The organism is Mycolicibacterium confluentis, from assembly GCF_010729895.1.
Lineage (GTDB): Bacteria > Actinomycetota > Actinomycetes > Mycobacteriales > Mycobacteriaceae > Mycobacterium > Mycobacterium confluentis.
Genome location: NZ_AP022612.1, coordinates 3,979,048 through 3,999,234, shown reverse-complemented (window position 1 = coordinate 3,999,234; position 20,187 = coordinate 3,979,048). Strand labels below are relative to the sequence as shown.

The 20,187-nt window shown below is 67.8% G+C and carries 25 protein-coding genes; 20 read left to right on the top strand and 5 right to left on the bottom strand.

What is annotated here, in order from left to right; translation table 11 throughout:
- Positions 1-64: 64 nt before the first annotated feature.
- The 14 genes from G6N34_RS18860 to G6N34_RS18795 all read left to right on the top strand — a co-directional run bounded on the left by G6N34_RS18860 (position 65) and on the right by G6N34_RS18795 (position 9,121).
- A complete protein-coding gene (locus G6N34_RS18860; protein WP_085149604.1) occupies positions 65-2,416 on the top strand; it encodes an arylsulfatase in 2,352 nt (783 codons plus the stop codon).
- A gap of 3 nt (positions 2,417-2,419) precedes the next feature.
- Positions 2,420-3,133, top strand: a complete 714-nt coding sequence (locus G6N34_RS18855; protein WP_234812756.1) for an LpqN/LpqT family lipoprotein — start codon at positions 2,420-2,422, stop codon at positions 3,131-3,133.
- Positions 3,134-3,138: 5 nt separating this feature from the next.
- The gene (locus tag G6N34_RS18850; protein ID WP_085149601.1) at positions 3,139-4,047 is read left to right on the top strand and encodes a formylglycine-generating enzyme family protein; all 909 of its coding nucleotides are present in this window, start codon (positions 3,139-3,141) and stop codon (positions 4,045-4,047) included.
- 247 nt (positions 4,048-4,294) lie between these two features.
- On the top strand, positions 4,295-4,663 hold the full coding sequence (rplN, locus tag G6N34_RS18845) for a 50S ribosomal protein L14 (protein ID WP_003883432.1): 369 nt from the start codon (positions 4,295-4,297) through the stop codon (positions 4,661-4,663).
- Complete coding sequence (rplX, locus tag G6N34_RS18840; RefSeq protein WP_068246347.1) at positions 4,664-4,981, top strand: 50S ribosomal protein L24; 318 nt, start codon at positions 4,664-4,666, stop codon at positions 4,979-4,981.
- Positions 4,981-5,544, top strand: coding sequence for a 50S ribosomal protein L5 (rplE, locus tag G6N34_RS18835; protein ID WP_085149598.1), 564 nt, complete (start codon positions 4,981-4,983; stop codon positions 5,542-5,544). The genes rplX and rplE overlap by 1 nt, the downstream gene beginning before the upstream one ends.
- Before the next feature lie 4 nt (positions 5,545-5,548).
- Positions 5,549-5,734, top strand: coding sequence for a type Z 30S ribosomal protein S14 (locus G6N34_RS18830; protein ID WP_085096437.1), 186 nt, complete (start codon positions 5,549-5,551; stop codon positions 5,732-5,734).
- 96 nt (positions 5,735-5,830) lie between these two features.
- Positions 5,831-6,229 carry a 30S ribosomal protein S8 gene (rpsH, locus tag G6N34_RS18825; protein ID WP_085149595.1) on the top strand — a complete coding sequence of 133 codons (399 nt, stop codon included), beginning with the start codon at positions 5,831-5,833 and terminating at the stop codon, positions 6,227-6,229.
- 18 nt (positions 6,230-6,247) lie between these two features.
- Positions 6,248-6,787 (top strand): 50S ribosomal protein L6, encoded by a 540-nt coding sequence (gene rplF, locus G6N34_RS18820; RefSeq protein ID WP_085149593.1) that lies wholly within the window; start codon positions 6,248-6,250, stop codon positions 6,785-6,787.
- Positions 6,788-6,789: 2 nt separating this feature from the next.
- A complete protein-coding gene (rplR, locus tag G6N34_RS18815) occupies positions 6,790-7,197 on the top strand; it encodes a 50S ribosomal protein L18 (protein ID WP_085149590.1) in 408 nt (135 codons plus the stop codon).
- Between the two features lie 31 nt (positions 7,198-7,228).
- On the top strand, positions 7,229-7,930 hold the full coding sequence (gene rpsE / locus G6N34_RS18810; RefSeq protein ID WP_085149587.1) for a 30S ribosomal protein S5: 702 nt from the start codon (positions 7,229-7,231) through the stop codon (positions 7,928-7,930).
- 2 nt (positions 7,931-7,932) lie between these two features.
- Entirely contained in the window at positions 7,933-8,115 is a 183-nt protein-coding gene (gene rpmD, locus G6N34_RS18805; RefSeq protein WP_068246330.1) for a 50S ribosomal protein L30, read from the top strand.
- Complete coding sequence (gene rplO, locus G6N34_RS18800) at positions 8,112-8,561, top strand: 50S ribosomal protein L15 (RefSeq protein ID WP_085149584.1); 450 nt, start codon at positions 8,112-8,114, stop codon at positions 8,559-8,561. Before rpmD ends, rplO begins: the two co-directional genes overlap by 4 nt.
- Positions 8,562-8,776: 215 nt before the next feature.
- The gene (locus G6N34_RS18795) at positions 8,777-9,121 is read left to right on the top strand and encodes a DUF732 domain-containing protein (RefSeq protein WP_085149581.1); all 345 of its coding nucleotides are present in this window, start codon (positions 8,777-8,779) and stop codon (positions 9,119-9,121) included.
- A 1-nt stretch (position 9,122) separates the two neighbouring features.
- Here the strand turns inward: G6N34_RS18795 and G6N34_RS18790 are convergent, their stop codons facing one another.
- Positions 9,123-10,355: a serine hydrolase domain-containing protein gene (locus tag G6N34_RS18790; RefSeq protein WP_085150087.1), complete on the bottom strand. Its 1,233-nt coding sequence runs from the start codon at positions 10,353-10,355 to the stop codon at positions 9,123-9,125.
- 67 nt (positions 10,356-10,422) lie between these two features.
- On the opposite strand from G6N34_RS18790, the gene sppA reads away from it, so the two are divergent.
- The gene (gene sppA / locus G6N34_RS18785; protein ID WP_085149577.1) at positions 10,423-12,204 is read left to right on the top strand and encodes a signal peptide peptidase SppA; all 1,782 of its coding nucleotides are present in this window, start codon (positions 10,423-10,425) and stop codon (positions 12,202-12,204) included.
- A 6-nt stretch (positions 12,205-12,210) separates the two neighbouring features.
- Here the strand turns inward: sppA and G6N34_RS18780 are convergent, their stop codons facing one another.
- The 4 genes from G6N34_RS18780 to G6N34_RS18765 form a co-directional block, all read right to left on the bottom strand.
- Complete coding sequence (locus tag G6N34_RS18780) at positions 12,211-13,122, bottom strand: SAM-dependent methyltransferase (protein ID WP_085149574.1); 912 nt, start codon at positions 13,120-13,122, stop codon at positions 12,211-12,213.
- The gene (locus tag G6N34_RS18775; RefSeq protein WP_085149572.1) at positions 13,119-14,036 is read right to left on the bottom strand and encodes a class I SAM-dependent methyltransferase; all 918 of its coding nucleotides are present in this window, start codon (positions 14,034-14,036) and stop codon (positions 13,119-13,121) included. The genes G6N34_RS18780 and G6N34_RS18775 overlap by 4 nt, the downstream gene beginning before the upstream one ends.
- A complete protein-coding gene (locus tag G6N34_RS18770; RefSeq protein WP_085150085.1) occupies positions 14,036-14,893 on the bottom strand; it encodes an SAM-dependent methyltransferase in 858 nt (285 codons plus the stop codon). The genes G6N34_RS18775 and G6N34_RS18770 overlap by 1 nt, the downstream gene beginning before the upstream one ends.
- Before the next feature lie 65 nt (positions 14,894-14,958).
- Complete coding sequence (locus G6N34_RS18765) at positions 14,959-15,870, bottom strand: class I SAM-dependent methyltransferase (protein WP_085149569.1); 912 nt, start codon at positions 15,868-15,870, stop codon at positions 14,959-14,961.
- A 277-nt stretch (positions 15,871-16,147) separates the two neighbouring features.
- Here G6N34_RS18765 and secY point away from each other — a divergent pair, with 277 nt between their 5' ends.
- The 5 genes from secY (at position 16,148) to G6N34_RS18740 (ending at position 20,183) form a co-directional block, all read left to right on the top strand.
- A complete protein-coding gene (gene secY / locus G6N34_RS18760; protein WP_085149566.1) occupies positions 16,148-17,473 on the top strand; it encodes a preprotein translocase subunit SecY in 1,326 nt (441 codons plus the stop codon).
- Positions 17,470-18,015 (top strand): adenylate kinase, encoded by a 546-nt coding sequence (locus G6N34_RS18755; RefSeq protein ID WP_085149563.1) that lies wholly within the window; start codon positions 17,470-17,472, stop codon positions 18,013-18,015. The genes secY and G6N34_RS18755 overlap by 4 nt, the downstream gene beginning before the upstream one ends.
- A 9-nt stretch (positions 18,016-18,024) precedes the next feature.
- The gene (map, locus tag G6N34_RS18750; RefSeq protein WP_085149560.1) at positions 18,025-18,831 is read left to right on the top strand and encodes a type I methionyl aminopeptidase; all 807 of its coding nucleotides are present in this window, start codon (positions 18,025-18,027) and stop codon (positions 18,829-18,831) included.
- Between the two features lie 105 nt (positions 18,832-18,936).
- Positions 18,937-19,428 (top strand): sigma-70 family RNA polymerase sigma factor, encoded by a 492-nt coding sequence (locus tag G6N34_RS18745; protein ID WP_085150083.1) that lies wholly within the window; start codon positions 18,937-18,939, stop codon positions 19,426-19,428.
- On the top strand, positions 19,425-20,183 hold the full coding sequence (locus G6N34_RS18740; protein ID WP_085149557.1) for an anti-sigma factor family protein: 759 nt from the start codon (positions 19,425-19,427) through the stop codon (positions 20,181-20,183). Before G6N34_RS18745 ends, G6N34_RS18740 begins: the two co-directional genes overlap by 4 nt.
- Positions 20,184-20,187 lie beyond the last annotated feature (4 nt).

Genomic DNA, 20,187 nt, shown 5'->3' with positions numbered 1-20,187 from the left:
CCGTTCAGCAGCCATTTCTCGGTGTAGTGTCGCCGCGGATGTGACCAACAGATCGGATTTCACCATGGCCACCGAATTCAAGGGGCGGATCGAGCTCGACATCCGCGACTCCGAGCCGGACTGGGGGCCGTTCGCGGCGCCGACCGCACCCGAGAACGCGCCGAACGTGCTGTATCTGGTGTGGGACGACATCGGAATCGCGACTTGGGACTGCTTCGGCGGCCTGGTCGACATGCCCAACATGAGCCGCATCGCTGATCGCGGCGTCCGGTTGTCGCAGTTCCACACCACGGCGCTGTGCTCGCCGACTCGGGCGTCGTTGCTGACGGGACGCAACGCGACCACGGTCGGGATGGCGACCATCGAGGAGTTCACCGACGGCTTCCCGAACAGCAGCGGTCGGATCCCGTTCGAGACGGCCCTGCTGCCGGAGGTGCTCGCCGAGCGCGGCTGGAACACCTACTGCGTCGGCAAGTGGCACCTGACTCCGCTCGAGGAGGCGAATCTTGCCGCCACGAAACGACATTGGCCACTGAACCGCGGGTTCGAACGGTTCTACGGATTCCTGGGCGGGGAGACCGACCAGTGGTATCCGGACCTCGTCCACGACAACCATCCGGTGGAACCGCCGGCGACGCCCGAAGAGGGTTACCACCTCTCGAAGGACCTCGCGGACCGCACGATCGAGTTCATCCGCGACGCCAAGGTCATCGCCCCCGACAAGCCGTGGTTCAGCTATGTGTGTCCGGGTGCCGGGCACGCTCCGCATCACGTGGCCGCCGAATGGGCCGACAAATACGCGGGCCGCTTCGACATGGGCTACGAGCGATACCGCGAGATCGTCCTGGAGAACCAGAAGAGGCTGGGCATCGTCCCGCCCGACACCGAACTGTCGCCGATCAACCCCTACGCCGACCTGACGGGACCCAACGGCGAGCCATGGCCGCTGCAGGACACCGTGCGTCCGTGGGACTCGCTCGACGAGCAGGAGAAGGGCCTGTTCTGCCGGATGGCCGAGGTGTTCGCCGGGTTCCTCAGCTACACCGACGCCCAGATCGGGCGCGTCCTCGACTACCTCGAGGAGTCCGGTCAGTTGGACAACACCCTGATCGTGGTGATCTCTGACAACGGGGCATCCGGCGAGGGTGGACCCAACGGGTCGGTCAACGAGGTCAAGTTCTTCAACGGCTACGTCGACACGATCGAGGAGAGCCTGCACCTCAAGGACCAACTCGGCAGCCCGCAGACCTACAACCACTATCCGACCGGTTGGGCGATGGCGTTCAACACGCCCTACAAACTGTTCAAGCGCTACGCGTCCCACGAGGGCGGCATCGCCGACCCCGCGATCATCTCGTGGCCGTCCGGAATCGCGGCGCACGGTGAGGTGCGTGACAACTACATCAACGTCGCCGACGTCACGCCCACCGTCTTCGAACTGCTGGACATCACGCCGCCCGCAACCGTTCGCGGGGTGCCGCAGAAACCCCTCGATGGCACGAGTTTTGCTGCGGCACTGAGGAATCCGGACCTGCCGACGGGCAAGGAGACGCAGTTCTACGCGATGCTCGGCACTCGGGGCATCTGGCACCGGGGCTGGTTCGCCAACACGCTGCACGCCGCGACACCGTCGGGCTGGGGTCATTTCGACGAGGACCGCTGGGAGCTGTTCCACATCGAATCCGACCGCAGCCAGTGCCACGATCTGGCCGAGCAGTACCCCGAGCGAGTCGAGGAGCTCAAGGCGCTGTGGTTCAGCGAGGCCCACAAGTACAACGGACTGCCGTTGGCTGACCTCAACATGTTCGAGGTGTACTCCCGGGAGCGGCCGTACCTGACCGGGGCGCGCACGAGTTTCACCTATTACCCCCACTCGGCCCCCGTCGGCCTCGGCGCGGCCGTCGAACTTCGGGGCCAGTCCTTCTCGGTGCTGGTGGAGACCACGGTGACCGATGAGAACGCCAGCGGTGTGCTCTACAAGCACGGCGGCGGGCACGGTGGGCACGTCCTCTATGTCGCCGACGGCGCGCTGCACTACATCTACAACTTCATGGGTGAGGACGAGCAGGCCGTCGCCGCCGAGAACGCGGTGACCGTCGGCGCGCACATCTTCGGTGTGCGGTGGGAGCGGACCGGCACGGTCGAGGGCAGCCACACGCCACTGGGCACCGTGACGCTGCACGTCGACGACGCGGTGGTGGCCACCCTCGAGGGCGTGCGCACGCATCCCGCGAGCTTCGGTCTTGCGGGCGCGGGTGTCTCGGTCGGCCGCAACGCCGGGCAGTCGGTGTCGCCCCGCTATCAGGCGCCCTTCGCCTTCACCGGCGGCAGCATCGCCAAGGCCGTCGTGGACATCTCGGGCACGCCGTATGTCGACGTCGAACGAGAACTCGCCGCGGCGTTCGCGAAGGACTGAACGTTGTCGAGGGGGAGATGCATCGCCGTCGCGGTGTCCGTCGTGCTCGCGGTCTCGGCATGCTCGCAGCCGTCCGACGGCATCGCGGTGGCCACCAGCAGCGGCGTTGCGCCGAACGCGGCGACCTCGACCACCGACGCGGCCACGTCCGCGCCGACATCGGAGTCGGCGTCGGCGTCATCAGAGGTTCCCGGAGTGGTGCCCACGTCGCCGGATCGGATCCCACCCAACGCGTTGATCTGCATGCCGACACCGGCCGGCACGGGGGAGGCCACTCGGGCCTCGGTCTCAGATCCCGCGGCGCCCCGGATCACCATCACCGTGCCCGAAGGATGGTCGTCGACGCCGGGGCAGGGGAGCACCGCTCTGACACTCACCGGTCCCGAGGGCACCTCGGGTGAGGTGACGATCGTCAAGACGGACCTCGAACCGGCCGAGGCGTTCACGCAGTACAACGACGAACTGTTCGCCCGCTCGGACTTCTCGGTGGTCAACACGCTGCCCGCGGAGTTCTGCGGCTTCAGTGGGCAACGGCTGTTCGGGACGTGGGCCGACGCACCGGGCGAGGGCATCGACTTCGCGAACCGGATCACGCACATCTGGACCAACACCGGCAACTACCTGGTCACGATCCACCTGCAGGGGCCCAACACCTCGGCCGATCTGGCCGCGGCGAAAGACACGCTGCTGGCCGACTTCCCGATCGTCATACCCTGAACTCGATGCTCTCTGAGTTGGTCCAACTGCCCGGCGCCACCTTCCGCATGGGGTCGACGAGCTTCTATCCGGACGAGGCGCCGATCCACACCGTGACCGTGGGCCCCTTGGCCGTCGAACGGCATCCCGTGACCAACGCGCAGTTCGCCGAGTTCGTCGCCGACACCGGGCACCTCACGATTGCCGAGCGTCCCCTCGACCCCGCCGACTATCCGGGAGTGGCCGAGGCCGACCCTGCTCCCGGCGCGCTGGTGTTCACCCCGACCCAGGGCCCCGTCGACCTGCGGGACTGGCGGCAGTGGTGGCGTTGGGTGCCCGGTGCTAGCTGGCGGCACCCGTTCGGTCCGCAGAGCTCCCTCGACGGCCGCGACGACCACCCGGTGGTGCAGATCGCCTACCCGGACGCGTGCGCCTACGCGGCCTGGGCCGGCCGGCGCCTGCCCACCGAGGCCGAATGGGAGTACGCCGCGCGGGCCGGATCGACGCGCACCTATGCCTGGGGCGACGATGCGGCGCCCGACGGGACCCTGATGGCCAACACCTGGCAGGGCCGGTTCCCGTACCGCAACGACGGCACGCTGGGCTGGGTCGGCACGTCCCCGGTCGGCACCTTCCCGGCCAATGCGTTCGGCCTGGTGGACATGATCGGCAACGTGTGGGAATGGACCACCACTGTGTACTCGAGACACCACAGGGTGGGGGAGGGTGGGAGAGACAACAACGTGGGGGAGAAGGGCTGCTGCACCCCGTCCGCCAAGGCGCAACAGCGCGCCGATCCGGCCGTCAACCAGGCACTCAAGGGCGGTTCGCATCTGTGCGCACCTGAGTACTGCCACCGTTATCGACCCGCCGCGCGTTCGCCGCAGTCTCAGGACAGCGCCACGACGCACATCGGCTTCCGCTGCGTCGTGTGATCCCGCCAGACGGCGGGTGTACGGCCTCGAACTGCGGCGATTTGGCGCTGACCGGCTCGTCACCTAGACTCTAGGGGTTGCCGTGGGCAGACCTCGGCTGACGGATGTCTGTATGTCTGTTGGCCCCGCGTGCCTTTCGGTGACAAAGACCGCGCATGTCAGGTTATTTCGCCTGCCCGAGTATCGATTATCGGACAGGAAAGGTCCTCTGTCGTGCACACGAACAATTCAGGTCTGAGGAGATCGAGTGATTCAGCAGGAATCGCGGCTGAAGGTCGCCGACAACACGGGCGCCAAGGAGATCTTGTGCATCCGCGTGCTCGGCGGCTCGTCGCGGCGCTACGCCGGCATCGGTGATGTCATCGTGGCCACCGTTAAGGACGCCATCCCCGGCGGCAACGTGAAGCGTGGCGACGTCGTGAAGGCCGTCGTCGTGCGCACCGTCAAGGAGCGTCGTCGCGCCGATGGCAGCTACATCAAGTTCGACGAGAACGCGGCCGTCATCATCAAGGCCGACAACGATCCGCGCGGTACCCGCATCTTCGGGCCGGTCGGTCGCGAGCTGCGCGAGAAGCGCTTCATGAAGATCGTCTCGCTGGCTCCGGAGGTTTTGTAAATGAAGATCCACAAGGGCGACACCGTCCTCGTCGTCTCCGGCAAGGACAAGGGTGCCAAGGGCAAGGTCCTGCAGGCCTACCCGACCCGCAACCGGGTCCTGGTCGAGGGCGTCAACCGCATCAAGAAGCACACCCCTGTCTCGGCGAATGAGCGTGGCGCGTCGTCGGGCGGCATCGTCACCCAGGAGGCACCGATCCACGTCTCCAACGTGATGGTCGTCGACTCGGACGGCAAGCCCACCCGCGTCGGCTACCGCACCGATGAAGAGAGCGGCAAGCGCGTCCGCATCGCCAAGACCAACGGCAAGGACATCTGATGACCACTGCAGAGAAGGTTCAGCCCCGGCTGAAGCAGCGCTACCGCGAAGAGATCAAGGACGCGCTCAACAACGAGTTCAACTACGCCAACGTGATGCAGATCCCGGGCGTGGTGAAGGTGGTCGTCAACATGGGTGTCGGTGACGCCGCCCGCGACGCCAAGCTGATCAACGGCGCCGTCAACGACCTCACCCTGATCACGGGCCAGAAGCCGGAGATCCGCAAGGCCCGCAAGTCCATCGCGCAGTTCAAGCTTCGCGAGGGCATGCCGATCGGCGCGCGCGTCACGCTGCGCGGCGACCGGATGTGGGAGTTCCTCGATCGCCTGATCTCGATCTCGCTGCCCCGTATCCGCGACTTCCGTGGGCTGAGCCCCAAGCAGTTCGACGGCACCGGCAACTACACCTTCGGGCTCACCGAGCAGTCGGTGTTCCATGAGATCGACGTGGACTCCATCGACCGCCCGCGCGGTATGGACATCACCGTCGTCACCTCGGCGACCAACGACGACGAAGGTCGCGCGCTGCTGCGGGCCCTCGGCTTCCCGTTCAAGGAGAACTGAGCAGATGGCAAAGAAAGCTCTGGTCAACAAGGCCAACAAGAAGCCGAAGTTCGCGGTGCGTGGTTACACCCGCTGCAATAAGTGCGGCCGGCCCCACTCGGTCTACCGCAAGTTCGGGCTGTGCCGCATCTGCCTGCGCGAGATGGCGCACGCAGGCGAGCTGCCCGGCGTCCAGAAGTCCAGCTGGTAAGCGACCAGGCCGAACAGACCAACTTTAGAAGGGCGCGGTAGGCCTGCCGAGTTCACTCGGACCGGGAACCGCCGCGAGGAAGGTGACACACCTGTCATGACAATGACGGATCCGATCGCAGACTTCTTGACACGTCTGCGCAACGCCAACTCGGCGTACCACGACGAGGTGACCCTGCCGCACTCGAAGATCAAGGCGAACATCGCCGAGATCCTCAAGAGCGAGGGTTACATCACTGACTACCGGACCGAGGATGCCCGCGTGGGCAAGTCGCTGGTCGTCTCACTCAAGTACGGCCCCAGCCGCGAGCGCAGCATCGCCGGCCTCCGCCGGGTGTCCAAGCCCGGTCTGCGGGTGTACGCGAAATCCACCAATCTGCCTCGGGTGCTCGGCGGCCTGGGCGTGGCGATCATCTCCACGTCCTCGGGCCTGCTCACCGACCGTCAGGCAGCACGACAGGGCGTGGGCGGCGAAGTCCTCGCTTATGTCTGGTAGCGGAAGGCGGATTTAAATATGTCTCGTATTGGTAAGCAGCCGGTTCCGGTTCCCTCCGGAGTCGACATCGCAATCGATGGACAGAACCTGTCCGTCAAGGGCCCGAAGGGCTCGCTGTCGCTTCAGGTCGCCGAGCCCATTGCGGTCTCGCGCGACGACGACGGCGCCATCGTGGTCACCCGTCCGGATGACGACCGGCATAACCGCAGCCTGCATGGGCTCTCGCGGACGCTGATCGCCAACCTGGTCACCGGTGTCACCGAGGGCTACACCACGAAGATGGAGATCTTCGGTGTCGGTTACCGCGTGGTGGCCAAGGGCAGCGACCTCGAGTTCGCCCTGGGCTACAGCCACCCGGTGCTGATCACCGCTCCGGAGGGCGTGACCTTCGCGGTCGAGACCCCGACGAAGTTCTCGATCTCCGGCATCGACAAGCAGAAGGTCGGCCAGATCGCGGCCAACATTCGCCGCCTGCGGAAGAGCGACCCCTACAAGGGCAAGGGCATCCGCTACGAGGGTGAGCAGATCCGCCGCAAGGTCGGAAAGACAGGTAAGTAGCTATGGCTCAAGCAACGCAGACTGAGAAGAAGCATCAGCCCGTCGGGCAGAACATCTCTGCCACGCGGCGCACCGCGCGAATCCGTCGGCACGCCCGGCTGCGCAAGAAGGTGCACGGCACCGCCGAGCGTCCCCGTCTGGTGGTCAACCGGTCGTCGCGGCACATCCACGTGCAGCTCGTGAACGACCTGACCGGCACCACTCTGGCCGCCGCCTCCTCGATCGAGGCCGACGTGCGTTCGGTCGACGGCGACAAGAAGGCCCAGAGCGTCCGGGTCGGTCAGCTGATCGCCGAGCGCGCCAAGGCCGCCGGCATCGACGCCATCGTGTTCGACCGTGGTGGGTACACCTACGGCGGTCGGATCGCGGCACTGGCTGACGCCGCCCGTGAGGGAGGGCTCGAGTTCTGATGACTGACTTTTTCAACAACGGAAGGACCGCATGATGGCGGAGCAGACTTCGGGCACCCCGGAGACCGGCGCCCCCACTGCCGGCAGCCGTAATGACGAGCGCGACAACCGCGGTTCCGGCCGCGACGACCGCCGTGGGCGTCGTGACGACCGTGGTGGCCGTGGCCGCGACGACCGTGGCGACAAGAACAACTACATCGAGCGCGTCGTCACGATCAACCGCGTGTCGAAGGTGGTCAAGGGCGGTCGCCGGTTCAGCTTCACCGCGCTGGTGATCGTCGGCGACGGCAAGGGCATGGTCGGTGTCGGCTATGGCAAGGCCAAAGAGGTGCCCGCCGCGATCGCCAAGGGCGTCGAAGAGGCTCGCAAGAACTTCTTCCGCGTCCCGCTGATCGGTGGCACGGTGACCCACCCGGTGCAGGGTGAGGCGGCCGCGGGCGTGGTCATGCTGCGTCCGGCCAGCCCCGGTACCGGTGTCATCGCCGGTGGCGCCTGCCGCGCGGTGCTGGAATGCGCCGGCGTGCACGACGTGCTGGCCAAGTCGCTGGGCAGCGACAACGCGATCAACGTGGTGCACGCCACCGTTGCCGCGCTCAAGCTGCTGCAGCGGCCCGAAGAGGTGGCGGCCCGTCGTGGCCTGCCCATCGAGGACGTCGCGCCGGCTTCCATGCTGCGTGCGCGTCGCGAGAGCGAGGCGCTGGCCGCGGCCGCAGCGCGTGAAGGAAGCAACTAGTCATGGCTGAACTGAAGATCACCCAGGTGCGCGGCATCATCGGCGCACGCTGGAAGCAGCGGGAGAGCCTGCGTACTCTCGGCTTGCGGAAGATCCGCCAGTCGGTGGTTCGCGAGGACAACGAGCAGACGCGCGGCCTGATCCGCGTGGTTCACCATCTCGTCGAGGTGGAGGAAGTCAAATGAGCGAAGTCATCAAGCTCCACGATCTGAAGCCGGCCCCCGGCTCGAAGAAGGCCAAGACCCGCGTGGGTCGCGGCGAGGGCTCGAAGGGCAAGACCGCTGGCCGCGGTACCAAGGGCACCAAGGCACGTAAGAACGTGCCGGTGACCTTTGAGGGTGGCCAGATGCCCATCCACATGCGGTTGCCGAAGCTCAAGGGCTTCCGCAACCGGTTCCGCACCGAGTACGCCGTCGTCAACGTCGGCGAGCTCGCCAAGGCGTTCCCCGAGGGCGGCACCGTTGGTGTCGACGAACTGGTCGCCAAGGGCCTGGTTCGCAAGAACACCCTGGTGAAGGTGCTGGGCGATGGCAAGCTGACCGCCAAGGTCGATGTGTCGGCGCACAAGTTCAGCGCCAGCGCACGCGAGGCCATCACGGCCGCCGGCGGCAGCGCCACCGAACTGGCCTAGAGCACGCACTGTCGGCCCCCGCACCCCTGTGGTGTCGGGGGCTGACTGCGTTATGGGCTCAGGGCCGGTAGCCGCCGCAGCCGACGCCGCAGCGAAACATGCCGCGATGTAACGCTTTCTGGTCCTGATTCGGTGTACACCTCGAGAGCCGCACTCGCACGGCGTCCGGCGTGGGATGTGGTTAGACTGCCTATCGAGAGAGTCCGAGGAGGAGCATGGTTCGCCGTCGTACCGCAGCCGCGATGACGGCTCTGGCGTTCGTCGCCGGGGTCGTGGCCGCCGGGCCTGCCGGGGCCAACACCCCGGACGAGCAGTTCGCCGCTGCCGTGAAGTCACTGAACATTCCGTTCGGCCCCAACGTGGACCTGCCCGAGGTCGGGCGCGGCGTCTGCGACATGCTCGACAAGGGTCTGGCCAGCAACGTCAACCCAGTGCCGACCGTGCGCGGGGTCGTCACCACCCTGCGGAACAGCGGGATGGAGCGTGGTCAGGCGGTGGGCCTGATGCGCGCCTCGGTCGTGATCTACTGCCCGCAGCACGGGTCGGTCATCGGCCGCTGAATCAGCTCTGCGGGCGGGCACCGAGCACGTCGCGGAACAACGCCTGGCGCAGCGCGAGTTCACGCGGGTCGCTGACGAGGTGGAAGCCCAGTCGGTTCATCACGTAGCCGTAGCCGATTCCGGTGTCGGGGTCGGCGAACCCGAATGATCCGCCGAGTCCCGGGGTGCCGAACACACGATCCGAAGAACCGAAGACGAACGCCGTATCGGGCCTGCTGAATCCCAGCGAGTACGCGGGGTGGATGCCCAGCACTTTGTCGCGTGTTCCACCGGACGGCGGCCGCGGGGACTCCTGCAGCGCCGCAAGGGTTTCGGCGTTGATGCCGACCTGATGTCCGCCGGTGGCCGCGGCGCCGTACAGTCGCGCAACGCCGCGTGCGGTGCCGGTGCCGTTGACCGACGGGATTTCGACGCCGCGGACGTCGTCTCGGTTGTAATCACTGCGGTACGCGTTGACTCCGGCCGGTATGCCTGCGGCGCGGCTGAAGAGCCCGAAGGGGTTCATCGAGTTGAGCACCGTGCCCGTGGGAAGGCTGCGCGCATTGAGCATCGCTTCGATCCGCGGCCAGCCGTGGATGAAGGCGATACGGTCGCGGTCCATCTCGGCGGGCAGGCCGATGTGGTAATCCACCCCGAGGGGCGAGGCGATCTCCTCGGCGAAGTAGCGTCCCAGGGTCCGGCCCTGCGGATCGGTGCGGCGGATCAGTTCGGACTCAAACCATCCCAGCGTCACGGCGTGATACCCGTGCCGGGTGCCGGGAGTCCACGCCGGGCGCTGCGCCGCCAGGATGGGTTCGAGGCGGTCGGGATCCGCGACGTCGGCCAGGGTGGGCACGGGTGTGAGCGCGCATAACCCGGCCTGATGCGCCAGCAGTTCACGCACCGTGATGGTGTCCTTGCCGTTGCGGCGGAACGCGGGCCAATACCGGCTCACGGGTGCGTCGTATTCGAGCAGCCCGTGTGAGACCGCGTGCGCCATCGTCAGCGCCGCAATCCCTTTCGTCGTCGAGAAGGTGTTCACCATGGTGTCCGGGCGCCACCGTGACCTCGCCAAGCCGTCGCGGTATCCGCCCCACAGGTCGACGACCTTGACCCCGTCGCGGTAGACCGTCAACGCGGCGCCCACCTCACGGCCTGACGCGAAGTTCGCGCGGAAGGCGTCGGCCACCCGGCCGTACCCCTCGTCGACATCCCCGCCGATCAGTTCCGACGAGACCTGCACCGTGAACACCATGGCCACCTCCTGACTGCCGGGATTATGTCCCGCGGCGGCGATTCGCAGCGTCGGTACGCTCGAATTCATGTTCTCCTTCCTGTCCGGCGTTCCCGGCCCCGACGACGTCCGTGCCCTGGTGCGTCGGGTCGACACCGCCCGTCATCACGGCGTGCCCGACAAGTGCGTCCTGGAACTGGACCTGCAGCACGCGCCGCCGGAGACCGTGGGATTCGACCCGTTGGCGATGCTTTCGGCCCTCACCGGGGCGGACCGTCCACTGACGCTGCGCGAGACCGTCGCCGCGATCCACCGGGCCGCGGACGACGATCGCGTGGCCGGGTTGATCGCCCGCGTGCAGATGACCGCCGCACCTCCCGGACCGGTCCAGGAGTTGCGCGACGCGATCATCGAGTTCACCGCCCGGAAGCCCTCGCTGGCATGGGCGGAGACCTACCCCGGCACGTTGTCCTACTACCTGGCTTCGGCTTTCGGCGAGGTGTGGATGCAGCCCTCGGGCACGGTCGGGCTGATCGGCTTCGCGACCAGTCCGCTCTTCCTGCGCGACGCGTTCGAGAAGGCAGGCATCGAGGCGCAGTTCGTCGCGCGCGGTGAGTACAAGTCGGCGGCCAACATCTTCACCGAGGACGGCTACACCGAGGCGCACCGCGAGGCCGACGCCCGGATGGTGGAGAGCCTGGCCGCCCAGGTGTGGGAGGGCGTCGCGGCCTCGCGGAACCTCGACGTCGCGGCCGTCGATGCGCTGGCCGACCGCGCTCCGCTGCTGCGCGACGACGCCGTGGCCGGGGGCCTGGTCGACCGGATCGGCTTCCGTGACGAAGCCTACGGACGGATCGCCGAACTGGTTGGGGTCGAGGGGGTTCCGCCGGACAGCGAGGACGCACCGCCGCGGCTGTATCTGGCCCGCTATGCCCGGACCGGTCGGCCTGAGTTGCCGAGCGTCTCGGTGCCGGGGCGCCGAGGTCGCGCTTCGGTGGCGGTCGTGACGGTGGCCGGACCGATCGTGAGCGGTCGCGGAGGCCGCCAGATGTTGCCGATCGGCGGCGCCAGCGCCGGCGGCGACACGATCGCGGCGGCCCTGCGCGAGGCCGTCGCCGACGACCGGGTCGCGGCCATCGTCCTGCGGGTCGACAGCCCCGGCGGCTCGGTGAGCGGTTCGGAGACCATCTGGCGTGAGGTGGTCCGGGCCCGCGAGGCCGGCAAGCCCGTTGTGGCGTCGATGGGTTCCGTCGCCGCCTCAGGGGGCTACTACGTTTCGATGTCCGCCGATGAGATCGTCGCCAACCCCGGCACGATCACCGGGTCCATCGGGGTGATCACCGGGAAGCTCATCGCGCGAGACCTCAAGGGCCGGTTGGGCGTCGGCTTCGACGCCGTGCGCACCAACGAGAACGCCGATGCCTGGTCGACCAACGCGCCGTTCACCGACCAGCAGCGCGCGCGCGTGGAGGCCGAGACGGATCTGCTCTACGCCGACTTCGTCGAACGGGTCGCCGAGGGCCGCGGACTGACCGTCGAGGCTGTGCACGAGGTGGCCCGCGGACGGGTCTGGACGGGCGCCGACGCGCACGAGCACGGGCTGGTCGACGAGTTGGGCGGACTGCGCACCGCGGTCCGCCGGGCCAAGGTGCTGGCCGGCCTGGACCCCGACGTCAAGGTCAAGGTTGTCAGCTTCCCGGGGTCGTCGATGCGGGAGATGCTGCGTCCCAAGCCGTCCTCGCAGCGCGCTGCGTCGCTGCCGGAGGCGGCCACGGCGCTGGTGGTGCGTGGTCTGGCCGCGGGCGTGGACTCGGCGCAGCGCCAGCTGACCGGGGCGAACGCTGTGTGGCTGGGGAACAGCCGATTCTGACCGGGGCTAGCTCAACTGCGCGCTGACGTAGACGATCTCGCCGAGCGCGTCGTTGTCGTCGACTGGGGGCAGCGGCCGGCCGGCCTGGGTGAGCAGGTCGTTGCGCGGGACTCCCGTCACGTGCCAGCGCAGGCTGCCGAGGTATTCCATGACGTGGCTGCGCTGCCCGGCGTAGACCAGTGAGGACATGTCGAGGTCGAGGCCCTGCGTGCGCAGTGATTCCGACATCTCGCGTGCCTTCTCGGCGTCGAAGTCCATGATGCCCGGCGCGTACTCGGTTGCGACCGCGCTTCCCGGCACGGACAGCTCGGTGATCTGGTCGAACAGCCGATCCTGGGCCTCAGCCGGGAGGTAGATCAGCAGGCCCTCGGCCAGCCACGCCGTCGGGACGCCTGCGTCGAAGCCCGCGTCCCGCAACGCCGACGGCCAGTCGTCGCGCAGGTCGATCGCCACCGTGCGGCGGTCGGCGGTGGGTTGCGCACCGAGGTTGGCCAGTGCGCGGGACTTGAACTCGACCACGTCGGGTTGGTCGATCTCGTAGACCACCGTGCCGTCCGGCCAGTCGAGGCGATAGGCCCGCGAGTCCAGGCCAGAGGCCAGGATGACGAACTGGCGCACGCCGGCCGCGGCGGCCGCGGTGCAGCAGTCGTCGAAGAACCTCGTGCGCACGGCCATGGAGTCGATCAGCGCCTGGACGCGCTCCGGCGATCCATTCGGGAACGCGGAGAGGTCCAGGTCTCCGTCGAGCATGCGCGTGAAGAACTCGATGCCGACCGCACGCACCAGGGGAGCGGCGAACGGGTCGTGGATCAGCGCATCGGGTGCCGCGCTGGCCAGCGCGCGCGCCGCGGCCACCATCGTGGCGGTGGCCCCGACGCTGGAGGCCAGGTCCCAGGAGTCGTCGGGCGTGCGAGTCATGAGCGCTCCAGTGTCGCCGTGAGATAGCCGGAATCGCCAATCATGCCGAGCAGTTCGTCGGCAGGCGGGTTGAACCCGTTGGCGCGGTAGACCTCGCGGGTCGTTTCGATGGTGGTGCGCCAGCCGTGGGCGGTCAGATGGTCGGCGGCCGAGGTGCGCTCGCCGGTGTAGAACAGTTCGTCGAGCCTGATGTCGCTGCCGTGCCTGCGGGCGCGTTCGGTCAGCGCCTTGGCCCAGTCGCCGTTGAGTGCGCGGGAGTCCATGTGCTCGGTGGCCAGCCGACTTCCGGGCGCCGAGAGTGCCGAGATGTCGTCGAGCAACCGGTCCTGGGCGTCCGGCGGCAGATAGATCAGCAGCCCCTCGGCGATCCAGGCCGTCGGGCGGTCCGGGGCGAACCCCGCGTCGCGCAACGCCTGCGGCCAGTCGTGGCGCAGGTCGACGCCGACGGTGCGGCGCTCGGCGGCCGGTGTGGCGCCCGCATCGGCGAGAACGCGGGTCTTGAAGTCGATGACGGTCGGCTGGTCGATCTCGAAGACCACGGTGCCCGCGGGCCATTGCAGCCGGTAGGCGCGGGTGTCCAAGCCCGAGGCCAGGATCACCACCTGCCGGATGCCGGGTCCGTCGTCGGCCTGCGTCGCACTGGTGAGGAAGTCGTCGAAGAACCGGGTGCGCACCGCGATCTGCTCGCACATGGTCTGGCTGTCGAACAGCGGATCGGTGTCGAAGTCGATCTCGCCGTCGGCGACGCGGTTGAAGTGCGGAATGCCGACGGCCTTGACCAGCAGGTGCGCGTAGGGGTCGGTGATCAGCGGGTCGGCCTGCCGGGTGGCGAAGGCTCGGGAGGCGGCGACCGAGGTCGCGGTGGCGCCCACGCTGGAGGCCAGATCCCAGGTGTCGTCGTCGGTGCGGGTCATCACTTCTCCTGGTCTCGGATCGCTGTCACTGCCACCGAATTTCGCAGTGGCGCGATCATCTCGTCGCTCGGGAACTGCTTTCCGTAGTCGCGGTAGACGTCAGCGCGGTCGCGGGTGTGCACCTGCCACCCTCGGTCAAGCAGGTAGTCCACGACGTTGCTGCGTTCCCCGTGATACATCAGTGTCCCCAGGTCGAGGTCGAAGCCGTCGGCCTGCCACGCCCCGGTCAGACCCTGCGTGCGCTCGGCCATGCTCGCACCGAAGTCGCCGCCGTGGAACTCGGTGGCGATGCGGCTGCCGGCGGCCGACAACGCGGTGATGTCGTCGAACAACCGGTCCTGGGCCTCCGGAGGCAGGTACATGAGCAGGCCCTCGGCGCTGAACGCGGCAGGGGAGGTCGGGTCGAAACCGCTGTCACACAGGGCCTTGGGCCAGTCATCGCGCAGGTCGACGCCTACCGCATGATGCGCGGTGGCCGGTGTCGCGCCCAACTCGGACATGGCGGCCGCCTTGGCCGCCATGACCTTCGGTTGGTCGATCTCGTAGACGACGGTGCCGGGCGCCCAGGCCAGCCGGTACGGCCGCGAGTCCAGTCCGGCTGCCAGGATGACGGCCTGCCGGATCCCGGCCCGTCCGGCGTCGAGGAAGAAGTCGTCGAAGAATCGGGTGCGCACCGCCATGGCGTCGACCATGAGTCGGACCGCCGTGGCGCTGCGATCGTCACCGGAGTCCAGCGTGCCGTCGACGAGCCTGGTGAAGAAGTCGATGCCGACCGCGCGCACCAGGGCAGCGGCGTACGGATCATCGATCAGCGGATCGGGATCCGCGGACGCAAGCGCGCGCGCCGCCGCGACCATGGTGGCCGTGGCGCCCACACTCGACGCCAGGTCCCAGCTGTCGGCGTCGGACCGCGACCTTGTGCTCACCGGGCCGCGCTGACGTAGGTGATCTCGGCGAAGGATTCGTCCGGTCCCAGTGGGGGCAGCCCGTACCGGGTCAGCAGGTCGTTGGCCGTGGTGGACGTGGTGGACCACCCGTGGGCGCGCAGGTACTCGGAGACCTCGGCGCGCTCACCGAGGAACACCAGTTCCGAGAAGTCGATGTCGAAGCCGTGCTCGCGCCAGCGATCGGCCGAGGCCTTCATCCGGTCCCGGACCTCATCGTCATCGGGGTGGCTGGGCACGCTCTCGGCGGCGAAGCGACTCCCCGGGGCGCTCAGTGCGGTGATCTGATCCAACAGTCGGTCCTGGGCGTCCGGAGGCAGGTAGCCGAGCAGTCCTTCGGCGATCCACGCGGTCGGGGCGCTCGCGTCGAAGCCCGCCTCCCGGAGCGCGGCGGGCCAGTCGGCGCGCAGGTCGACGGCGACGGGCCGCAGTTCGGCGGTGGGCGCTGCGTTCAGTCCGCCCAGTGTCTCGGTCTTGAACGCGATGACCTCGGGTTGGTCGATCTCGAAGACCACGGTGCCCGCGGGCCACGCCAGGCGGAAGCCGCGGGCGTCCAGGCCCGAGGCCAGGATCACGGCCTGGCGAATGCCCGCCTCGCCAGCGGAAAGAAAGAAGTCGTCGAAGAAACGGGTGCGGGCGGCCATCCCGTCGGCGAATCGGCGCATTCCGGCCGGCGACTCCTCGGTGTCGAGGTCGGCGGGGTGGAGTTCGCCGCTGGCCAGGCGCGTGAAGAAGTCGATGCCCACGGCGCGAACCAGTGGTTCGGCGAAGGGATCATCGATCACCGCATGTTCTTCGCGGCTGGCCACCGCCCGGGCCGCGGCCACCATGGTGGCTGTGGCTCCCACGCTCGAGGCCAGATCCCAGGTGTCGTTCTCAGTGCGTGGCATGAGGGGAGTCCTCCGAACTGAAGATCATTAGACTGTATAACGAGCTGTTTCGAGCGTACGCCCGCCGAACTGAGCGAATGCTGTGAAGCCCGACGCGCGTGGCGCGGTGACACGTGCGCGATGCGGGGCGTACCAACACCAGCTGTTACTCTCGTAGACTGCTGGACGCCGCCGGATTCGGCGCGTCTGAAATGGTCAAACCCGTCGCTGGCTTAGCCGGATACAAGCCAGCCCCATCGGCACGCCGTCGGCATCCGTCGGCTGCCCAGGAGGAAGAGTGCTCTCAGCTTTCATCTCGTCGCTGCGGACACCTGACCTGAGGCGCAAGATCCTCTTCACGCTGGGCATCGTGATTCTCTATCGCGCTGGTGCCTCGCTGCCCTCACCCGGTGTCAACTACAGCAATGTCCAGCAGTGCATCGAGCAGGTCAGTGGCGGTGAGTCGGGCCAGATCTACTCGCTGATCAACCTCTTCTCGGGCGGCGCTCTGCTGCAGTTGGCGGTCTTCGCGGTCGGCGTCATGCCTTACATCACCGCGAGCATCATCGTGCAGCTGTTGACGGTGGTCATCCCGCGCTTCGAGCAGCTTCGCAAGGAGGGGCAGGCCGGTCAGGCCAAGATGACGCAGTACACGCGTTATCTGTCGATCGCGCTGGCCATCCTTCAGGCCACGTCGATCGTGGCGCTGGCGGCCAACGGCGGCCTGCTGCAGGGCTGCACGCTCGACATCATCCCTGACCAGAGCATCTTCAACCTGGTCGTCATCGTCATCGTCATGACCGCGGGTGCGGCCCTGGTGATGTGGATGGGCGAGCTGGTCACCGAGCGCGGCATCGGCAACGGCATGTCGCTGCTGATCTTCGCCGGCATCGCCGCCCGTATCCCCGCCGAGGGCAAGTCGATCCTCGACGGCCGCGGCGGCATGGTCTTCACGCTCGTGTGCATCGCGGCGTTCATCATCATCGTCGGCGTGGTCTTCGTCGAGCAGGGCCAGCGCCGCATCCCGGTGCAGTACGCCAAGCGCATGGTCGGCCGGCGCATGTACGGCGGCACCTCGACCTACCTGCCGCTGAAGGTCAACCAGGCGGGCGTCATCCCGGTGATCTTCGCGTCCTCGCTGATCTACATCCCCAACCTGATCACGCAGCTGATTCAGAGCGGGCGCACCGAGGCCAGTAACGGCTGGTGGAACAAGTTCATCGCCGAGCACCTGACCAACCCCGCAGATCCGATCTACATCGCCGTCTACTTCGGCCTGATCATCTTCTTCACGTACTTCTACGTGTCGATCACGTTCAACGCCGACGAGCAGTCCGACAACATGAAGAAGTTCGGCGGCTTCATCCCCGGCATCCGCCCCGGCCGTCCCACCGCGGATTACCTGCGGTACGTCCTGAGCCGAATCACCCTGCCGGGTTCGATCTATCTCGGTGTCATCGCGGTCCTGCCCAACCTGTTCCTCGAGATGGGCAGCGGCGGCGGAGTCCAAAACCTGCCGTTCGGCGGCACCGCGGTGCTCATCATGATTGGTGTCGGCCTCGACACCGTGAAGCAGATCGAAAGCCAGCTGATGCAGCGCAACTATGAAGGGTTCTTGAAGTGAGAATCGTTTTGCTCGGTCCGCCCGGTGCGGGCAAGGGGACCCAGGCCGTCAAGCTGGCCGAGAAGCTCGGAGTCCCGCAGATCTCGACCGGTGACCTGTTCCGGCACAACATCAGCAATGAGACCGAACTGGGCCTGGAAGCCAAGAAGTACCTCGACGCCGGCAACCTGGTGCCCGCGACGCTGACCAATGCACTCGTGGACGACCGTCTCGACGAGGCGGACGCGGCCAACGGGTTCATCCTCGACGGCTACCCGCGTTCGGTGGAGCAGGCCCAGGCGCTGGCAGAGATGCTCGCCAAGCGTGGCCTCGCGCTCGACGCGGTGCTGGAGTTCCGGGTTCCCGAGGACGAACTGGTGGCTCGGCTCAAGGGCCGCGGTCGCGCCGACGACACCGAGGACGTCATCCGCAACCGGATGCGGGTCTACCGCGAGGAGACCGCACCGCTGCTGGACCACTACGGCGACGCCGTCAAGACGGTCGACGCCGTGGGTGCGCTGGACGAGGTCTTCGCGCGCGCCCTCACGTCGCTCGGCATCTAGGGGCTCGTCATGGTTTCGCTGCCGGGTCTTCGCGGTCGCAAGGTCGTCCCGCAGCGGAGTGCGGCCGAACTCGACGCAATGGCCGTGGCAGGCGGCCTGGTCGCCGCAGCCCTGAACGCTGTGCGCGAGGCGGCGGCGCCCGGCATGACCACCAAGGACCTCGACGAGATCGCCGAGCAGGTGATCCGCGACGGCGGTGGCACCCCGTCCTTCCTCGGCTACCACGGTTTTCCGGCGACGATCTGCTCGTCGGTCAACGACCGTGTCGTCCACGGCATCCCGTCGGCGTCTGAGGTGCTCGTCGTGGGTGACCTGGTGTCGATCGACTGCGGCGCGATCGTCGACGGCTGGCATGGCGACTCCGCGGTCACGTTCGGGATCGGCGAGCTGATCCCGGCCGACGAATCGCTCTCGGCGGCAACCCGGGAGTCGATGGAGGCCGGTATCGCGGCCATGCTGCCCGGCAACCGGTTGACCGACGTCTCGCACGCCATCGAACAGGGCACGCGCGCCGCCGAGGTGAAGTACGGCCGCAAGTACGGGATCGTTGAGGGCTACGGCGGACACGGCATCGGCCGCAGCATGCACATGGATCCGTTCCTGCCCAACGAGGGCCGCCCCGGTCGCGGGCCGCACCTCGAGGTGGGCTCGGTGTTGGCCATCGAGCCGATGCTCACGCTGGGCACCGTCCACACCGAGGTGCTCGACGACGACTGGACCGTGGTGACCACCGACGGAACCCGGGCCGCGCACTGGGAGCACACCGTGGCCGTCACCGAGGACGGGCCGAGGATCCTGACTTTGCCGCTCGGTTGATCACCTGAGCAGGCGCACACTTGAACCGATAGCTCACCGGTCTCGTTTCACCGGCGAGAGGTTGGTGACACGGTGTACGACCAGGATGATCCCGAGCCTGAGCTCATGCGGGTGCTCTACGACGAGCACGCCGCCGCGCTGTGGCGTTATGCGGTGCACCTGACCGGCGACCGGACCAGGGCCGAAGATGTCGTCCAGGAGACGCTGCTGCGGGCTTGGCAGCATCCCGAGGTGACCCAGGACGGGGAGAGGTCGGCGCGGGCCTGGTTGTTCACCGTGGCCAGAAACATGATCATCGACGAACGGCGCAGCGCCCGATTCCGCCGCGAGGTCACCTCGCTGGAGTCGGCGCCCGAACCGGAGGGGCCCGGTGCCGCCGAAGTGAACGCGGCGCTGGATCGTCTGCTCGTCGGCGATGCGCTGGCGCGGTTGTCCGACGATCACCGCGCGGTGATCCGCCGGTCATACTTCCTGGGCTGGACCACGGCGCAGATCGCCGCCGACCTCGACATCGCCGAGGGGACTGTGAAATCGCGACTGCACTACGCGGTGCGGGCGCTGCGCCTGACACTTCAGGAGATGGGGGTGACTCGATGACCGCCGACGTCGGCGCGCAGGGAACTGGTGCCGATCCTTACGAACTGTGGGACGCCGCCTATGTCCTGGGTTCGTTGTCGACTGCGCAACGCCACGAGTACGAGCGTCACCTGGCGGGCTGCGCGGGCTGCCGGGAGGCGGTGTCGGCCATCAGTGGCATGCCGGCCCTGTTGGCGCTCCTGGACCGCGACGCCGTGGCCGCGGCGGGCGACTGTGGGACGGTCATGGCGGCCCCACCGCTTCCCGAGCGTCTCCTGGACAACCTGCTGGCGCGAGTGCAGGCCCGCAGGCATCGGATCCGGCTGGCCACGGCCGCAGTGGCCACGGTCGCGGCCGTTGCGCTCCTGCTGGCGGTGTTCGTGACGCTGCGCTCGGGTGTCTTCGGCGCCGGTGACTCTGGGGCCGGCAACATCGTGCAGGCGATGCCGATGACGCCCGTGGTGGCCTCGGAGTACGAGGCCACGGTCGCGTTGTCCAGCCGAGACTGGGGCACACACATCCAGCTTGAGTGCACGTATCACAGCTGGGCCGCCGACTCGAACGGTCATTCCGACGACGACGGGGACACCGGCGACACCCTGGCGATGGTGGCGGTGGGGCGCGACGGCAGCCAGACGCGGTTGGCGACGTGGCGGGCCCTGCCTGCGGCCACGGCGCTGCCGAGCGCCAGCACGTCGATGCCGATGGAGCAGATCGCCTCGGTGCAGATCGTCTCGGCCGACACCGGGGATGTGTTGTTGCAGCGCACCCTGTGACATG